Annotated in this window: 16 protein-coding genes; 10 read left to right on the top strand and 6 right to left on the bottom strand. The window is 67.4% G+C overall.

What is annotated here, in order from left to right:
- Positions 1-35: 35 nt before the first annotated feature.
- Together U1703_RS01950 and U1703_RS01945 are read left to right on the top strand one after the other, a co-directional pair.
- The gene (locus U1703_RS01950; RefSeq protein WP_332784361.1) at positions 36-1,124 is read left to right on the top strand and encodes an SPL family radical SAM protein; all 1,089 of its coding nucleotides are present in this window, start codon (positions 36-38) and stop codon (positions 1,122-1,124) included.
- Entirely contained in the window at positions 1,121-1,609 is a 489-nt protein-coding gene (locus U1703_RS01945) for a metallophosphoesterase family protein (RefSeq protein WP_320450872.1), read from the top strand. The genes U1703_RS01950 and U1703_RS01945 overlap by 4 nt, the downstream gene beginning before the upstream one ends.
- A gap of 6 nt (positions 1,610-1,615) precedes the next feature.
- Here U1703_RS01945 and U1703_RS01940 read toward each other — a convergent pair whose 3' ends face one another.
- From U1703_RS01940 to U1703_RS01920, 5 genes are all read right to left on the bottom strand, one after another.
- The gene (locus tag U1703_RS01940) at positions 1,616-2,188 is read right to left on the bottom strand and encodes a 3'-5' exonuclease (protein ID WP_332784360.1); all 573 of its coding nucleotides are present in this window, start codon (positions 2,186-2,188) and stop codon (positions 1,616-1,618) included.
- Entirely contained in the window at positions 2,185-2,535 is a 351-nt protein-coding gene (locus tag U1703_RS01935; RefSeq protein WP_332784359.1) for a hypothetical protein, read from the bottom strand. The genes U1703_RS01940 and U1703_RS01935 overlap by 4 nt, the downstream gene beginning before the upstream one ends.
- A 69-nt stretch (positions 2,536-2,604) precedes the next feature.
- Positions 2,605-4,065 (bottom strand): TolC family protein, encoded by a 1,461-nt coding sequence (locus U1703_RS01930; RefSeq protein WP_332784358.1) that lies wholly within the window; start codon positions 4,063-4,065, stop codon positions 2,605-2,607.
- Positions 4,062-5,147 carry an efflux RND transporter periplasmic adaptor subunit gene (locus U1703_RS01925; protein ID WP_332784357.1) on the bottom strand — a complete coding sequence of 362 codons (1,086 nt, stop codon included), beginning with the start codon at positions 5,145-5,147 and terminating at the stop codon, positions 4,062-4,064. Before U1703_RS01925 ends, U1703_RS01930 begins: the two co-directional genes overlap by 4 nt.
- A complete protein-coding gene (locus U1703_RS01920; protein ID WP_320450877.1) occupies positions 5,131-6,816 on the bottom strand; it encodes an ATP-binding cassette domain-containing protein in 1,686 nt (561 codons plus the stop codon). The genes U1703_RS01925 and U1703_RS01920 overlap by 17 nt, the downstream gene beginning before the upstream one ends.
- 185 nt (positions 6,817-7,001) lie before the next feature.
- On the opposite strand from U1703_RS01920, the gene U1703_RS01915 reads away from it, so the two are divergent.
- Positions 7,002-7,907: a LysR family transcriptional regulator gene (locus tag U1703_RS01915; RefSeq protein WP_332784356.1), complete on the top strand. Its 906-nt coding sequence runs from the start codon at positions 7,002-7,004 to the stop codon at positions 7,905-7,907.
- A gap of 441 nt (positions 7,908-8,348) precedes the next feature.
- Positions 8,349-9,515: a carbohydrate porin gene (locus tag U1703_RS01910; protein ID WP_332784355.1), complete on the top strand. Its 1,167-nt coding sequence runs from the start codon at positions 8,349-8,351 to the stop codon at positions 9,513-9,515.
- A 202-nt stretch (positions 9,516-9,717) separates the two neighbouring features.
- On the opposite strand, the gene U1703_RS01905 is transcribed toward U1703_RS01910, so the two are convergent.
- A complete protein-coding gene (locus tag U1703_RS01905; RefSeq protein WP_332784354.1) occupies positions 9,718-10,527 on the bottom strand; it encodes a DUF7847 domain-containing protein in 810 nt (269 codons plus the stop codon).
- Positions 10,528-10,661: 134 nt separating this feature from the next.
- Here U1703_RS01905 and U1703_RS01900 point away from each other — a divergent pair, with 134 nt between their 5' ends.
- From U1703_RS01900 to U1703_RS01875, 6 genes are read left to right on the top strand one after another with little or no spacing between them, the layout of a single operon-like run.
- Positions 10,662-11,390 carry a DUF4129 domain-containing protein gene (locus tag U1703_RS01900; RefSeq protein WP_332784353.1) on the top strand — a complete coding sequence of 243 codons (729 nt, stop codon included), beginning with the start codon at positions 10,662-10,664 and terminating at the stop codon, positions 11,388-11,390.
- Positions 11,391-11,401: 11 nt separating this feature from the next.
- Positions 11,402-12,616, top strand: a complete 1,215-nt coding sequence (locus tag U1703_RS01895; RefSeq protein WP_332784352.1) for a hypothetical protein — start codon at positions 11,402-11,404, stop codon at positions 12,614-12,616.
- A complete protein-coding gene (locus U1703_RS01890) occupies positions 12,613-13,569 on the top strand; it encodes an AAA family ATPase (RefSeq protein ID WP_332784351.1) in 957 nt (318 codons plus the stop codon). The genes U1703_RS01895 and U1703_RS01890 overlap by 4 nt, the downstream gene beginning before the upstream one ends.
- Entirely contained in the window at positions 13,566-14,876 is a 1,311-nt protein-coding gene (locus U1703_RS01885; RefSeq protein WP_332784350.1) for a DUF58 domain-containing protein, read from the top strand. The genes U1703_RS01890 and U1703_RS01885 overlap by 4 nt, the downstream gene beginning before the upstream one ends.
- Entirely contained in the window at positions 14,873-15,895 is a 1,023-nt protein-coding gene (locus U1703_RS01880; RefSeq protein WP_332784349.1) for a stage II sporulation protein M, read from the top strand. The genes U1703_RS01885 and U1703_RS01880 overlap by 4 nt, the downstream gene beginning before the upstream one ends.
- A complete protein-coding gene (locus U1703_RS01875; RefSeq protein ID WP_332784348.1) occupies positions 15,873-16,736 on the top strand; it encodes an RDD family protein in 864 nt (287 codons plus the stop codon). The genes U1703_RS01880 and U1703_RS01875 overlap by 23 nt, the downstream gene beginning before the upstream one ends.
- Positions 16,737-16,751 lie beyond the last annotated feature (15 nt).

Here is a 16,751-nt window from a genome sequence, read left to right as displayed (position 1 = left end):
ATGGACCGTTCGCGCGGACCAGCCGTTTCGCCCTGATGGCCAATGCGCAGGACATCTCCACCCCGGACCGTGCCGACTGGCTGCCCAGGCGATTGCTGGTCACGCGGTCGGCCTTGGGTTTCGCGCATGGACGCTTGATCGTCGAGCGCGCCGCCGCACGCGGCGTCGAGGTGGTGGCGTTGCCCGGCGATCGCCTGGCGCTCGACCTGCCCGACGATCCCCGCCGGGCCTATGTCGCCGCCAAGTCGACGCTGGCGGTCGTCGTCGCGCCGCCGTCGAAACGACGGCTTCAACCGATCGCGCCCAGTGCGGATTGGCGGGTCGACCTGGCCGAGGGATGCCCGGCGCATTGCAGTTACTGCTATCTGGCGGGGTCGCTGAAGGGGCCACCGATTACACGGGTCTATGCCAATCTCGACGAGATACTGGCGGGCCTGCCATCCTATCTCGGCACGGGCGCGGTGACGTCGCGCAACCGGGCGCGCCGCCACGAGGGAACGACGTTCGAGGCGTCGTGCTACACCGATCCCCTGGCGCTCGAGCCTCTGACCGGTTCGCTATCGGCGATGGTCGCGTGGTTCGGACAATGGGAAGCGCCGGTGCAGTTGCGGTTCACCACCAAGTTCGCGCAGGTCGCGCCGCTGCTGGACATCGCGCATCACGGGCGGACCCGGATGCGCGCCTCGATCAACCCTTCCCGGTTCGCGCGCTTCGAGGGCGGGACGGCACCAGTCGCCGCGCGGCTGGCGGCGTTGCGGCGGATGGCTATGGCCGGGTATCCCATCGGCCTGACCATCGCGCCGATCATCGCGGCGACGGGATGGCGTTCGGCCTATGCCACGCTGCTGGACGAGGCGGCGGCGGCGCTGGGCGGGGTGCCGGGGCTCGACCTGACGATCGAGCTCATCACGCATCGCTTCACGCCGGGGTCGAAGGCGGTGCTGGACAGCTGGTATCCGGGATCGTCGCTCGACATGGGAATGGAGAGGCGCACGACCAAACGGACCAAGTTCGGCTCGGAAAAACAGGTCTATGACGCAGCGACGATGCGGGACCTGCGCGGTTTCTTCGAGGAGCGGATCGCGACGGTCCTGCCGTCCGCGCAGATACTATACTGGACATGACGATATTCTTCACCGCCGACACCCATTTCGGCGATCACCGGACCATCAACATTCAGAAGCGTCCGTTCGCCAGCGTGGTGGAGATGGACGCGGTGTTGATCGAACGCTGGAACGCGACGGTCGCGCCGGATGACGAGGTATGGCATCTTGGCGATGTCGCGCGGCGGGCAGGCGACGTTCCAGCCTTGCTCCAACAGCTCAATGGCATCAAGCATCTCCTGCGTGGCAACAACGATCCGGACGCCACGGTCGCTGCCACGGGCTGGGCGACGGTGCAGGACTACGCCGAGATCACGCTGGAGGATCGCCGTCTGATCCTGTGCCATTATCCGTTCCGCAGCTGGAACGGCCAGCACAAGGGAGCGATCAATCTTCATGGGCACAGCCATGGTCGCCTGAAACCCATGCCGCGCCAGTTCGACGTTGGCGTCGATGTTCATGGCTTCGCGCCGGTTCGGCTGGGCGAGCTGGTCGCCTCCGCCTGAAGCGGGTCAGGGGGCGGCTGGCGTCGCCTCTTCGCTTGCCTCCGCCAGGGCGGTTGCCGCATCGCGCAGCCTCTGCCAGACGCTGCGCTCCTCGCGGGCATCGGCCAGCGCGCGGTGGGCCGGGGCATTGTCCTTGGTCGCATTGGCTTGGGCCATCAGATCCTTTACGATGGCCTCCAGCCGATCCGGCGGAACGACGCCGCGCAGGATCCCCTCGGCCGTTTCACGCAGCGCGATATCGGTGTCTTTCAGGTGTAACGTATGGCGCGGAAGACCCGCCGCGCGGAGCAAGGCGCTCAGCCACTTGCCGTCCCAGGACGGTGCGCTGGCGAATAGCGAATGGCCGGTCAATTGCTCGACCATCCGTGCCGCGACGACATCATGCGCAACGCCCTCACGGATCAGGGTTTCGCGTGCGATGCCGTGGATTCGCTCGGCATCCGGGTTCCAGTCGGTCCAGTCGGGGGCGGGCGCGATCAGATGGCTCTCCGAACGCGCATCCTCGAACACCCACGCCACCTCGATCGGATAGCTCCTGTCGGCCAGCGACGAGGCCTCGAAATCGAGAAAGACGTTCACGGCCGATCCTCCTGATGCGCGTACCAATCGGCATAGTCGGTGTTGCGCGCCATATGCCGGTTGAGATCGGGCGCGCCGTCCGTCCACCAGACCGGCCCCCGTTCCCCCAGCGCCGTCTTGGCGGCGTTCACGCCGTCCCGGGCCCGGCGAAGGCCTGCTGCGTCATCGGTCTTCAAAGCAGCATGGACGGCGCGGCGCGCCTGCATCAGTTCGTCGACCAGCCTTTGACGCACATCGGGGCCGAGCGCCGGATTGCTCCTGCGCCACAGGCGACCGCGCACGACGATGTATCGGCCATCGGGGGTCGTCAGCGGTCCGCGCAACCTTGCCGTATCTCGAGGAACCACGCCTTGCACCTCCTGCCGAACACAGGACGCTTTGCCATCGTGGTCGTTCCTTTCGACCGGAGCCCTGGCTCAGGGCTCCAGGCCCAGCGCCTCGCGGTCGGCGGTGGCTGCCGCCAGTTCGGCACGCGCCCCGGCGATCCGGGCCTGCGCATCGATCAGGCGCACCCGCGCGTCGTTCGCGGTTTCCTCGCGCTGATTGACCAGGAAGAAGTCGCTCGAACCCAGTTCGAACCGCCGCCGTTCGGCCACGGCCAGCCGCTCGGCAAGCTGGCGCTCCTGCTCGGCGATCATGGCCAGCTTTTCAGCAGCGCCGACGCCGATCGTAATGCCTTCGACCTCGACGGTGATCTGGTCGCGCAGGAACCGGCTGCGTGCCGCCAGCGCATCCATCTCGGCGCGTGCTTCAGCGACGCGGCCCTTGGCGGCCCGGTTCTGCAACGGCAGCGAGAAACGGAAACCCACCGCAGCTTCCAGTGGCGTGCGCGTCAGGCCGCCCAGGCCCACCGGGCCGACATCCTTGCCCATCTCGCCCCGCAAATCCAGGCGAGGTCGCAGGTCGTTCTGCGCCAGCGCCAGCCGTGCCGAGCCCTGGTCGATCCGTGCCAACAGCATCTGGAGATCGGGCCGTCGCCGCTCGAAATCGCCGCGCGCGGAGGCCGCCACTCCCACCAGCGCGCCAGCATCGACGGGCAGGCGCTCGGGCGTCACCAGCACTGGCTCGCCAGCGGCATCGCGGTAATAGAGCGACAGGGCATTGGCCGCCGCCTGAAAATCTCCCTCGGCCCGGACGACCAGCGCGCGGCGGCGGACCAGGTTCTGGTCGTTTTCCGCCAGCAGGATATCGGGCCGGGCGCCCAGCTGAACCTGCCGCGCCAGCCCGCTTCGCCGACTTTCCGACAGTTGCAGCAGGTCGCGATAGGCGCGCAGGCGCAGACCCGCCGCGACCCAGTTCTGATAGGCGTCGATCGCGCGCCGCTGCACACCGATCGCGACCGCCTGGCGTTCGAACTGGGCAATGTCGATGTCACCGGCCGCCAGCGTACGGCGGGTGCGGCGTTCGTCGATCAGCCGGTCGCGGAGCAGCGAATAGAGCGCGCCGACCTTCACCTCGCCCAGGCGGTTGGTGTAATTCTCATCCTCATACACCGGAAAGCCGCCGCGGCTGACGCGGTAGCCGCCATAGAGATAGCCGCCATTGTCGGTCAGCGGCCGGGTGGCGCGGGCGGAGGCGACGGTCCCGTCATAATAGCCCAGTGCGCGCGACCGGCCATCGGCCTCGAACACAGTATCGAATGCGCCGCTGGCCGTGACGGCACGCCCCTCGGCCGCGCGGACCTTGGCGAGCGCCTCGACGATCTGCGGGGCGGCGCGAGCCGAGGATTGCAGCACCTCGTCCAGCGTCAGTGGCGCCGAACTCGGGACGGCGACGGGTGCGGGCGCGGGATTGGCGCGAATATGCTGACCCAGGGCAGGGGCGGCAAGCATTGGCGCCAGGGCCAGCACGGAGGCGGTGAGGGCGATACGGATCATTTCGGCTTGCCTGCCTTGGCCGCGATCTTCTTGTCGTCGTCCTTCGCGCCCGCGTCCTTGCCATCCTTGTCGGTCTTGGTCTGGCCGAATTCCAGCGGGAAGTCGTTCAGCTGCCGCCAGAGCTCGTAGCCGACGGTCACGGTCTCACCCTGGACCCAACCCTGTACCTTGCCGCCCAGCCGGACGAAGCGGCGTTCGGGCCAGGCGGGCTTGCCGGGCATGGGTTCGACCAGGATGCGGAACAGCCCCTGCGCATTGGCATTGGGGTCGATCGTGCGGACGCGACCATCGAAGAAGCCATAGGCGATCGAGGGCCAGCCGCTGAACTGGATCGCGGGCCATCCCTCGAACTCCAGCCGGACGCGGCGGCCGGGCCGCAACAAGGGCACGTCGCGACCGTCGATCATCAGCTCGACCGCGCGCTGAACCTGTTCGGGCGCGACGACCGCCAGCACCGTTCCGGCAGAAACCAGCGCACCCCCGGCGGTTGCCGTCAGGTTCTGGATCCGCCCGGCGCGCGGTGCCTGCACCAGCTGCGCCGACTGGCGGTTCAGTTGCACCTCAATCCGGTTCAGCTTGGCCCGCGATTCCGCCAGCTTGGCGCCGGAGTCCGCGACCTTGATCTGCGCCTGTTCGAAGTCGCGGCGCGAGGCCAGTCCTTCGGAGAAGAGCTGGCGGGTGCGGTTGACGTCGATCTGCGCCACCGCCCGCGATTGCTGAACGGAGGTGATTTCGGCCATCACCTGCGCGCGTTCGGCGGCCAGGCGCGACAGAAGATTGGGGTCCAGGTCGACGATGCGCGCGATGGGATCGCCGCGGTTCACGTGCTGGCCGTCATGCACATACCAGCGCTCGACCCGACCGGGCACCAGCGCGGTCACCTCCTGCGCGCGGTCCTCGGGATCGAGCGACACGACCTGTCCACGGCCCTGCGCGGTCTGCAACCAGGGCACGAAGAACAGGATGAAGATGGCCGCGGCGATCCCGACCAGCAGGATCCAGGCGATGGCGACCGTGGTGCGCGGCGGGCGAAGCGCGGCAAGGGTGCGGAAATGCGCAAGATGTTCAGGCGGATGCGACATCGGCGTCCTTCCGGTTGCAGGCATTCTGAAGCGCCTCGAGCGTGTCGCAGCGGTGCTGTTCGGTCAGGCCCAGATAGAGATAGCCGTCCAGGGTCACGTCCTCCGGCCGTCCGGTGCACAGCAGGACGGTGGTGCCGTGCTCCTTCAGAATATGAAGCGCGGCCAGCAGCCGCTCCGGCGGTAGCAGGTCGAACAACTGGCCCAGCAGCAACAGCTTGGGCCGGACGAGCAGCGCATTGGCGAGTTTGAGCGCCATCGTCTCGCCCACGCTCAGCGGATAGCCGGTCGATCCGAGCGGCGTATCCAGCCCCTGGGGCAGGCTGGCCAGGCGGCGCTCCAGCCCGACCGTCGTCAGCGCCTCCATCGCCACATCGTCCAGGTCGGTGGAGGCCAGGCGCAGATATTCGCGGATCGTGACCTCGACGATCGTCGACCGGTCGAGCACCGTGACTTCCGAGCGAAGGCGGTACATGTCGAACGAACCCAGATCGCCGCCGCCGATGCGGATCAAGCCGCGATCGGGCAAGGCATGCCGCTTCAACAGCATGGCCAGGCGGCGCTCCGCCCCCGGTTCGGCGACGGCGACCAGATGCTCTCCGGCGGCCAGGCTCATCGTGTAGCGGGCGTCACCGAAGACGATGTCGGTCATCTTGACCGAGCCGTCGCGCGGGCCGTTGTCGCCGCGCACCTGCGTTTCCTGCGGAATGGCGAACAGCAGCGACAATTCCTCGGAACTGGCGACCAGATCGTAGAAGGTGTCGAGATACCAGCCGAATTGCGAAATGCCGTAGAATACGCCCGACAGGATCAGCTCGGCCGCGACCAGCTGGCCTAGCGACAGCTGGCCGCGCAGGATCAGCATCCCGCCCAGCAGCAGCAACCCGGCGCTGGCAAAGGCATATATCAGGAGGAAGGCGATGGTCTGCGCGAACTGATAGCGGAAATAGCGGCGGTGCGTGGCGACATAATTGGCGGTCATCGCCTCCGACCGGTCCATTGCGAAGTCCAAGTGACGCGCCGACTTGTAGAAGCCGTTCGAGCCACCGACGCTCTCCAGCCATCCGGCGGCCTTGTGCTTGGCATGGCTCAGCGCAACCGCTCCGCTGATCGCACCGCGCCGCCACAACAGCCAGACCAGCAAGAGCGCCGCGACCAGCACCACGTTGAAGGCGAGGAAGACGGGATGATAGAAGCTGGTGATGGTCAGGCCGATCACCGCCTGAAGCACGATCGTGAAGGCGCCGATCACCAGGCTGGGCACCGACTTCTGAACGACCACGAGGTCGAAATAGCGGTTGAACAGGTCACCGCGATTGCCATCGGCAAAGAACGGGTCCTGGGCATGGACGGCGCGCAAGGTGACCTCGGCGACTACTCGCGCGAACAGCCGCCGCTCGAACGCCGCCATGATCCAGACGCGCAGGGCACTCAGCCCGGCAACCAACAGCAGAAGCAGCAGCAGGATGCCGGACAGCGCCCATAACGGGGCGGGCATGGCGGTATTCGCCACGCTGTTGATCAACAACTGCACCGAGACGGGCGTCGCTAGCGCGAGCAGACTGATCGCGGTGGTATAGACGATACCAAGGCGAACATAGGCCGCGTCGGGCCCTATGATCTGGCCCAGCCACCGTACCGCATCTCGAAACCCCAAGCGCTCCGCTGCCAAAACAAGCCCCTTTTTCTGTATCTTGGTTCGACAGGAACCGACGTTTTTACGCCTTTGCCGAACCGTTCACCTCGCAAAAGGTACGGATCGGCTTGATCCTTATCACGCCTAAGTAACGAAATATCATGGCGGGTGCCAATCGGAAAAGTGATGCCGATGGTATAGGCAATGGCTATAGAGGGTGCATGCCTACGCTGCGTCAGCTCGAATATCTGGTCACCATCGCCGACACCGGATCGTTCGCCGTGGCCGCGCGGGTCGCGCACGTCTCGCAGCCGACGTTGAGCCAGCAGGTCCGCACATTGGAGGAGCGGCTGGGCGTCAAGCTGCTCGAGCGGAGCACCGCCGGGGCGATCCTGACGCCGGTGGGGCGCAGCATCGTGGCGACGGCGCGACGGATGCTGAGCGATGCGAGCGATATCGTCGCGCTGGCGGCCGGATCGGCCAACATGCTGAGCGGTACGCTGCGTTTGGGTACGACGCCGACCCTGGGGCCCTATCTGCTGTCGCCGATCATCGCCGAGCTGCACCGTATGGCCCCGCAGCTACGCCTGCACGTTCGCGAAGGTATTCCCGACGAACAACTGCTCGAACTGTCACGCGGGAATATCGACGTCCTCCTGGGTCCGCTGCCGATGGCGGGCGACGACCTGACCATCGAGCCGTTGTTCCGCGAGCCGCTGCACTTGGTGGCGGCGCTCGACCATCCGATCGAGGCGTCCGACAGCCCGCCCCGGGAGATGCTGACGGGCAGCGCGCTCCTGACCCTGGACCCCCGCCATCACTTGGCTCGCCAGGCCGCGGAGGTCGCCGAGCAATATGGCATGCACATCGCGCCCGATTATTATGGGACCAGCCTGGAAAGCCTGCACCAGATGGTGGCGAGCGGGTTGGGTCTGGCCTTGTTGCCCAGCCTCTATCTTCACTCCGAGATCGGCGGCGCGTCGGGGCTGAAGGTCCTGACGGGCAAGGGATGGCGCGTGCATCGCTCGATCGCGATCGCCTGGCGCCGCCAGTCGCCGATGAGCGCGGCGTTCAAGCTGATCGCCGACCATGTGAAGGCGCGCGCGGTACGCCTGCTCTCCGAATAGTCGACGGCGCTCCTGTCTGGTCCGGGGCGATTGGACGAACAAATTTTTCGACAGTAGTTTCCATGGTGACTGATGATGGGGAGTGGCGACCTCGCCAGTTGCGACATCTCGTCCGTCGAAGATGCTCCTGACGTCAAGGAAATGGCCAGCGCCATGCCTGGCCGACAGCCTATATCTGTCGCCTCGGTCAGCGGGTTGCTGCAAAGGTAATGAAGCAGCGCAAGATACGGTATCTTAAGTGTCTGTCGTCATCTTGACGTTATCGGCTTGCACGCGGGCACTCGATTTTTCCGGGGGGTAAATCATGATCGACCTGCGATGCTCCTGCGATCACGCGCAAGGAAATCGGTCGATCAGGTGCTCGACGTGATATCGCACCGGTCGGACGGGGCATCGGCATAGTCCGTCCATCCGATCATCATCGCAACAGGGAACAGGGCGATGACGTTTCGCCATTGCATCATCACGGCCGCCGCATTGGCATTCGCGTCATGTGCCGAGCTTGTCGGGGCGCAGGAAGCCACCGACCTTCCGCTGACCATCGACCTCATCCACAAGGCGGACGTGGTCGCCGTGGCGGCGGGGGAGGGTGCGCGCGGCGTCCGGTATCTCGACAATACCGATGTGATCGCCACGCTGGACCTCGAGCGGGCGGTTCGTTGGCATGGGGCCACCACCTATCTCGGCATATTGAGCAATACGGGCGCGCGGGCCAATGACATTGCGGGCACCCTGCAGGGCGTCGACAATATCGAGGTCGCGAGCCCCGACCTGGTCCTGTACCAGGCCTGGGTCCAACAACGCTTCTGGAACGACCGGGCATCGGTGCTGGTCGGCAAGTACGACCTCAACAGCGAATTCTATTACAATGCCGCCGCCTTCCCGTTGATCGCACCGGCCTTTGGCATCGGGTCCGAACTGGCCTCGACCGGGCCCAATGGCCCGTCGATCTTTCCGCAGACCGACCTGGCGGTGAGGGTGCGCACGGATGGCCGACGTCATTATGCCCAAGCCGCGATCGTGCGGGCCCCACGCGGCGTGGCCGACGATGGCGGACGCAGGTCCGCCATGATGATCGCCGAGATCGGGCTGAAGGGGCGGACGGCGATCAGCGTCGGTGGCTGGACCTACAGCCATCGGCAGCCACGCATCACGCCACCGGGCATCACCACCACCACCGATACGGCCGCGTCGCACGGTCTCTATGTACTGATCGAGCGCGAGCTGGTGGGGCGTGGCGACGCACCGGATCACTGGACCGGCTTTCTTCGCGCGGGCCTGTCCGATGGCCTGACCACGCCCTTCGCCGATGGCGTGCAGTTCGGCGTCACGGGGATCGGCTTCGTCCGCGGCCGACCGCAGTCCAGCCTGTCGATCGGTTTCGCGACGGCCGGGATCAGCAGCGCCTATCGCCAGGCCAACCCACCGGCCGCGCCACGGCTCGCCCGGTCGGAGTCGACGATCGAACTGACCTATAGCGACCGGGTCGCATCGTTCCTGACGCTGCAACCCGATCTCCAATATGTCCACCGCCCGTCCGGCCGCGCCCGTGCGCCCGGTGTCGTCGTCATCGGCCTTCGCGGCATCGTGAACTGGAAGATCCGCTAGAGTTTGATCCATCCGATCCGAAGCGCCACCCCGGCGTAGGCCGGTGTCCAGTCGGGGGTGCCGTTGTGATGGTCCGGCTCGCTTCATCGATGAAGCCTTCGCAACTGGACCCCGGCATCCGCCGGGGTGGTAACGTACCAGGTCTGGACTTATCTGGTGAATTAACCTCTAACCGCGCGCCGGGGCCACCGCCTTGCCGAGGTCAGGCGAAGATCTCGGTCAGTCGGTCGTCATCGGGGCCGTCCTTCCAGTGGCGCAGCTCGATGAACAGCGCGGCGGCAACCAGCATGACCCAGGTCGTCACCGCAGTCGTGGCGATCGCCTGGACGAGTTGCAGCAGGAATGACGGGTTCTGGACCACCGGCGTCGACACGCTGCCCGTAAGCAGACCCAGCGTTCCCGTGGCCGCCAGGCTGGCGACGCCGAACACGGTCGCGACCAGGAAATAGATGACGAACGTCAGCAGGCCGATGCCCAGGATCCGCCAGCGCGCGCCCTTGGTCAGCGCACGGCTGCGGCCGAACGCGCCGGAGATCCCGGTGCGCTCGGCGACGACGGCGGGAAGGCAGACCGACCACATCACGGACAATATGACGCCCGGTATCACCAGCAGGACGAAACCGATCCAGATGCCGATCACCAGCAGCAATGTCACGGCGAAGAGCGGCAGGGCGCGTCTGGCGCCCAGCAGGACGATCTCGCGGATGTCGGCCGGTCGACCCTCGTCATGCGCGATGGCGACATGGACGAGGGCACCGCTCGCGATCAGCCAGAGCAGGCCGACGGCGATGCCAAAGACGCTGCTCAGGACATAAGCCCCCATATCGGCGCCCCGCTGCAAGGAGAGGGGATCGATGAGCTGTTCCGCCACCAGTTGCGGCACCGACATCAGGGCGAAGGTCAGACCCAAGGTGGCCATCGGATTGGCCTTCATGATGTCGAAGCTGCGCGCGAAGACGTTGCCGACCGACAGGCCATGCCGTGGCACGGCGGCGATCGCGTGACTGGCCATATTCTTCCCCCCTCAGGTTTCGGGGCCGATCGTGGCAAGGCTCCTTCCCGCTGTCCAGCCCGATCCGAAGGCGCGGCGGCGGGCGATTAGCCGATTGCGCGGGCGATCGTTCCGGCTACAGTCCGGCGCGGGGCATGGGCTTGCGTTGCGGGGAGGGGATCATCGCGGCAGTGGAGGACAAGGCGGCAGCGGTCGATCGTCTCGCCACGGCGCACGCCGCGTTGCGCGCCGATCCGTCGATCCAGTTCGCCCTCACCCGGCAGCCCAAGCCACCCGAGCCGCCGGAATGGCTGAAGACGCTAGGGCGCTGGCTGAGCGATCTGCTGCGTCCCGTGGGCCGTTTCCTGCGCTGGCTGACCGGCCTGATGCCGGACGCGCCCTATGCGCGCATCCTGCTGTGGACGCTGATCGTCGCGATCGCCGTGGCGCTGATCTGGATGATCGTCGAGCGTTTGCGGTCCGGCGAATGGCGCTTGCCCGCGCGTCGACGCCGCATGGCGGGCGAGGCGGATATGGGGGATGACGATGTCTGGATGCCCGATGCCGCCCCGGCACGGGCATGGCTGAGCGCGGCGGACGCGCTGGCCGCCGAGGGACGCTTTGCCGAGGCGATCCATTACCTGCTGTTCCATTCGATCGAGGACATTGCCCGTCATCGGCCCGCGCTGCGCCGTCCCTCGCTGACCAGTCGGGAACTGGCGTCCGCCACGCTGCTGCCCGCATCGGTCCGGCCGCTGTTCGCCAGCATCGCGGGACTGGTCGAGTGCAGCCTGTTCGGCGGGCGGCCGGTCGCCCCGGCGGATTGGCAGGCCGCTCGCGCCGCCTATACCGACCTCGCCCTGCCGCAGCGGTGGCGGGCATGAGCGAAATCGCGATGCGAGCCACTGACAAGGGCAGGGTCAGGCCGGATGAGCGCCTGTTCTCGCCGCTGACCGTGGCGTTGTTGCTCGTCATCGGCATCCTTGGCTTTGCGGGCTCGATGCTGTTGGGGGCCTATGCGCCCGACCTACGATCGGGCCATGATGGCGGCACCCATGCCCTGTCGAACGCCGCCAGCGGCTTTTCCGGCATCGTCGCGCTGGCGGGGGCTACGGGGCGCAACCCCCGCATCATCCGTGCCGAGACGGACTGGGCCACCAACGATCTGGTCGTCGTGACGCCGGATCACGGCTGGACCGACCTGAGCAAGCTGATGGCCACCCGCAAAGGGCGCGCGACCTTGCTCGTCATGCCCAAATGGCTGACCCTGCCGGACAAGGACCGGCCGGGCTGGGTCAAGGTGGCGGGGCTGTTGCCTGCCATCGACCCGGCGCGCATCCTGGCGCCGGCTACCGAGATCGCGGTATCCCGGCACGCAAGCGGCGGGCGGCCGCTTCACGCGGTCCGCTGGGCGCCGGATGCGCTCAACGTCGCGGCCCCGCGCCCGCTCCAGGTGATGACGTCGAAGGCGCTGCAGCCGATCGTCACCGACGATGCCGGTGGCATCGTGCTGGGCCAGGTCGGTGACAGCAGCATCTTCATCCTGGCCGATCCCGACCTGCTGAACAATCACGGTATCCGTCGCCTGGACCGCGCCCGTGCCGGGCTGGCGATCTTCGATTTCGTTCGGGACAACGGGTCGCGGGGCATTGCCTTCGATGTGTCGCTGAACGGGCTGGGAGTGGGGCGCAGCCCCTTGAAGCTGGCGTTCGAGCCGCCCTTCCTGGCGATGACGCTGGCAATCGTCGTCGCGCTCGCGCTGGTCGGGTGGCAGGCGCTGATCCGCTTCGGGGCACCACAACCGCCGGAGCGGGCGATCGCCTTCGGCAAGGCCGCACTGGTCGACAATAGCGCGATGATCGTGCGCAAGGCGGGGCGTGAGGGTGGGCTGGGCCCGCGCTACGCCGCGCTGGTCCGCGAACGGGCACGGACGATTTTCGGCGTGCCCGTCCGCCTGACCGACGCGGAGGCGGATGCCTATCTCGATCGCATGCAGGGACGGGGCACCTTTACCGCGTTGGCCGACACGGCGGCGCAGGCCAGGCATCCGGCCGATATGCTCGCCAGCGCCCAGGCGCTGCACCAATGGCAACAGGAGAAGACACGGTGACGGTTCAAGAGGTCCAGGCGCTGGGGCAGGCGATCCGCGCCGAGATCGGCAAGGCGGTGGTCGGCCACGATGCCACGGTCGACCTGTTGCTGGTCGCGCTGTTCGCGGGCGGGCATGTCCTGCTCGAAGGGCCACCGGGAACCGCCAAGACATTGCTGGCGCACAGCTTCGCGCACACGCTGGGCCTGGATTTCGGCCGGATACAGTTCACGCCCGACCTGATGCCCGGCGACATCATCGGCGCGAACCTGTTCAACTTCCAGACCTCGACCTTCAGCCTGACGCGAGGGCCGATCTTTACCGAGCTGCTGCTGGCCGACGAGATCAACCGCACCTCGCCCAAGACCCAGGCCGCGCTGCTGGAGGCGATGCAGGAGCGGACGGTCACGATCGATGGCGACAGCCTGGCCCTGAGCAGCCGGTTCACCGTGGTGGCGACCCAGAACCCGATCGAGCAGCAGGGCGTCTATCCCTTGCCCGAAGCACAGCTCGACCGTTTCCTGTTCAAGCAGATCGTGCCCTATCCGACCGCCGACGAGGAACGCCGGATCGTCGCGGGGCACGGCGCACGGCCGACCGCCATGTCCCCGGCCGACTGGGGCGTCGAGGTGCGCGCCGATGCCGCGACGATCGCGGCGGCGGTGGCGACCGTGGCGGGCGTCCGGCTGGTCGACGAAGTCATCGACTATATCGTCGCACTGATCCGGGGAACGCGCGGCGTGGCCGATCTGGAAAGCGGGGCATCGCCGCGCGCCGGGGCGATGCTGGCGGGCGCGGCACGGGCGCGGGCGGCGCTGGACGGGCGCGACTTCGTCATTCCCGACGATGTGAAGACCCTGGCCCCGGCGCTGCTGCGGCACCGCCTGATCCTGTCGCCCGCCGCTGAGATCGGCGGCGGCGCGATCGAGGACGTGGTCGCCCAGATCATCGAGACGATCGAGGCGCCGCGTTGATCTATCCGACCCGCATGGCGGTGGTGGCGGCGGCGATCGGAGCTCCGGTCGCGCTGCTTGCCGCCATGCTGTTCCCGGCCAACTGGTATGCCGGGCTCGGCTGGTCGCTGGCGGTCGTGATGCTGATGATCGCCGACGCGCTGCTGGGGCGTGGTCAGGGTCAGGTCACGCTCGACCTGCCTGCCACGGCGGCGGTGGGAGAGCCGCTGGAGATCCCCGTTTCGGTCCGGGTCGAAGGTGCGCGCGTCCCTGGGTCGGTGCAGGTGGCGGTCGCGGGCGATCCGTTGCTCACGCTTGGCGATGAAGGGCGGATCGACCTGACGCTGGAGGGGGGCAGGGGTGTGGCGCGCCTGTCGCTGACGCCGCATCGCCGCGGCACGGCGCACCTTGGTGCCGTCTGGCTGCGCTGGACCGGGCCTCTGGGGCTGATATGGCATCAAGCGCGGATCGAGACTGATCATACGCTGCCGATCCTGCCCGATGTCGAGGCGGTGCGGCGGCGGGGCGCGCAGGTGTTTCGGCGTCACGCGGTCCAGGGACTGCTGGCCCAGAGCGACCGGGGTGATGGTAGCGATTTCGACGCGCTGGTCGAATTCCGCTCCGGCATGGATCGGCGGGCGATCGACTGGAAACAGTCGGCCCGGCACCGCAAGCTGTTCGCCAAGGAGTATCGGACCGAGCGCAACAGCCAGATCGTCTTTGCGATCGATGCGGGGCGACAAATGTCGGACCCGGTCGCCGAAGTGCCGCGGGTGGACCGGGCGGTGTCGGCCGCGCTGCTGACCGGATGGCTGGCCCTGAAGCTCGGCGACCGGGTCGCGCTGCACGCCTTCGACTCGCGGCCCCGTGTCGCCAGCGGGTTCATCGGCGGTCCGACCGCCTTCCCCGAGCTACAGCATCTCGCCGCCGCGATCGACTATAGCGGCGACGAGACCAACTATACCTTTGCCCTGACCACCCTGGCGGCGCGGCTGAACCGTCGCTCGATGATCGTGCTGTTCACCGAATTCACCGACCCGACTTCCGCCGACTTTCTCGTCCGCGCGGTCGCGCGTCTGCTCAAGACTCACCTCGTGCTGGTCGTGGTGCTGCGCGACGAGGAACTGGAAGCTTTCGTCGATGCCGCGCCGGTCGCCCCGGCCGATGTCACGCGCGCCGTGACGGCGGGCGCGCTGCTGCGCGATCGGCGGCTTGTCCTGCTGCGCCTGAGGCATCTGGGCGTGCACGTCATCGAAAGCCCGCACGATCAGGTCGCCGAGCGGCTGGTCGAAGGTTATGTGGACCTCAAGCGTCGGAGCCTGTTGTGAGCGCGTTCGTCGATGCCGCCCAGCCGCTGGTCAATGCCAGCCGCTTCCGCGCCGCGCATGAGGCGCAATGGGCGCGGCTGGACACGCTGCTCCAACGGATCGAGAAGCGTTCGGTGCGCGCTCTGTCCGACGACGACCTGCTGGCGCTGCCCGTGCTGTACCGTGCGACCCTGTCCTCGCTGTCGGTCGCGCGCGAAACCTCGCTCGATCGCGCGCTGATCGCCTATCTCGAGCAGCTTTGTGCACGCGCCTATTTTCAGCTCTACGGCGTGTCGGACCCGGTGTGGCGCGACTTGCTGGGCTTTTTCACCAACGGCTGGCCCCGTGCGGTGGCATCGCTGTGGCGTGAGACTTTGGTCATGCTTGGGCTGACCGTGGCGGGGGCGGTCGCGGCGTTCCTGCTGGTCCGGTCCGACCCCAGCTGGTTCTACAGCGTCGTGCCCGAGGGGCTGTCGGGGGGGCGCAATCCCGGTGCGTCGGCGGAGGCGTTGCGCCAGACGCTCTACACCAGTCGGGAGAAGGGGCTGGGCGTCTTTGCCAGCTTCCTGTTCGGACATAATGCGCAGATCGCGATCTTTTCCTTCGCGCTGGGCTTCGCCTTCGTCGTGCCCACCGCGCTGCTGATCCTGTACAACGGGCTGACGCTGGGCGCGATGATCGCGGTGTTTTCCGCCAAGGGGCTGGGGCCGAACTTCCTGGCGTGGCTGGCGATCCATGGCACGACCGAGATGTTCGCGATCATGATATCCGGGGCGGCCGGGATGCGGATCGGCACCGCGATCGCCTTTCCGGGGCGACGGACGCGCATGGCGGCACTGGTCGACGCTGGCCGAAGCGCGGCCATCGCGGTGGTCGGCGTCGTGCTGATGCTCGGCGTCGCCGCCATCCTCGAGGGCATCGGGCGGCAGGTGGTGACGAGCGATGGGATGCGCGTCGCCATCGGAGCCATCGCGCTGGTGGCTTGGCTGGTCTATTATTACGGGGTCGGGAGGCGGCATGCGCTTCGTTCGCCGGAATAGGAACGCGCCCGACACGCTGCGGCGCAGTTTCGTCACGCCGGAGGGCGTCGACCTGCAACTCGAACTGGGGGGCGGGGGGACGCGCGCGGTGGCGTTCCTGATCGATCTGGTCCTGATGATCACCGTTCTGGTCGTCGCGACGCTGGCGCTGCTCGCCTTCGACCAGGCGACCCGCGCCGACATTGCGGGCATATTGTGGCTGATCGGTGCCTTCTGCCTGCGCAACGGCTATTTCGTGCTGTTCGAGATGGGCGGGCGCGGCGCGACGCCGGGCAAGCGGCTAATGGGCCTGCGGGTGATCGCGCGCGACGGCGCCCGGCTGACGGCGGGCGCGGTGGTGGCGCGCAATGCGATGCGCGAGATCGAGATTTTCCTGCCGCTCTCGTTCCTCGGCGAACAGGCGGCAGCGGGGACGGCGGATGCGTTCCTGACGCTGTTCGCTTTGTCCTGGACCGGTATCTTCCTCTTCTTCCCGCTGTTCAACCGCGACCGGCTGCGGATCGGCGATCTGGTGGCGGGGACCTGGGTCGTCCAGACCGTCGTGCAGGGCCTCGCCCCCGATCTGGTCGACAGCGACCGTCCGCGCCGGGTCTTTCCGGACGCGGCACTGGCGCTTTACGGTGTCTATGAGTTGCAGGCGCTGGAGGACGTCATCCGGAGCGGCGATGCGGGGGCCCGAAGCACGGTCGCCAAGGCCATCCGGCGCAAGGCGGGGTTGGCATCGGACGGCGACGATGACGGCTTCCTCGCCGATTATTACGCGGCGCTATGCGCGCGGCTGGAAAGCGGGCTGCTGGTCGGCCGACGCCGGGCCGACAAGTTCAGTGGGGCCGGGCGATAGGTCGCTCGCCCTACG

It is taken from the genome of Sphingomonas flavida, assembly GCF_036663655.1.
GTDB lineage: Bacteria > Pseudomonadota > Alphaproteobacteria > Sphingomonadales > Sphingomonadaceae > Sphingomonas.
Note: the sequence above shows the minus strand (reverse complement) of the source record. Positions and strands in the feature narration are given on the sequence as shown.

Bases quoted from the DNA above. Each gene is read 5' to 3' on its own strand.
- U1703_RS01930 (WP_332784358.1), bottom strand. From the start codon at position 4,065: ATGATCCGTATCGCCCTCACCGCCTCCGTGCTGGCCCTGGCGCCAATG.
- U1703_RS01910 (WP_332784355.1), top strand. From the start codon at position 8,349: ATGACGTTTCGCCATTGCATCATCACGGCCGCCGCATTGGCATTCGCG.
- U1703_RS01895 (WP_332784352.1), top strand. From the start codon at position 11,402: ATGCGAGCCACTGACAAGGGCAGGGTCAGGCCGGATGAGCGCCTGTTC.
- U1703_RS01915 (WP_332784356.1), top strand. From the start codon at position 7,002: ATGCCTACGCTGCGTCAGCTCGAATATCTGGTCACCATCGCCGACACC.
- U1703_RS01945 (WP_320450872.1), top strand. From the start codon at position 1,121: ATGACGATATTCTTCACCGCCGACACCCATTTCGGCGATCACCGGACC.
- U1703_RS01950 (WP_332784361.1), top strand. From the start codon at position 36: ATGGCCAATGCGCAGGACATCTCCACCCCGGACCGTGCCGACTGGCTG.
- U1703_RS01925 (WP_332784357.1), bottom strand. From the start codon at position 5,147: ATGTCGCATCCGCCTGAACATCTTGCGCATTTCCGCACCCTTGCCGCG.
- U1703_RS01905 (WP_332784354.1), bottom strand. From the start codon at position 10,527: ATGGCCAGTCACGCGATCGCCGCCGTGCCACGGCATGGCCTGTCGGTC.
- U1703_RS01900 (WP_332784353.1), top strand. From the start codon at position 10,662: ATGGGCTTGCGTTGCGGGGAGGGGATCATCGCGGCAGTGGAGGACAAG.
- U1703_RS01875 (WP_332784348.1), top strand. From the start codon at position 15,873: ATGCGCTTCGTTCGCCGGAATAGGAACGCGCCCGACACGCTGCGGCGC.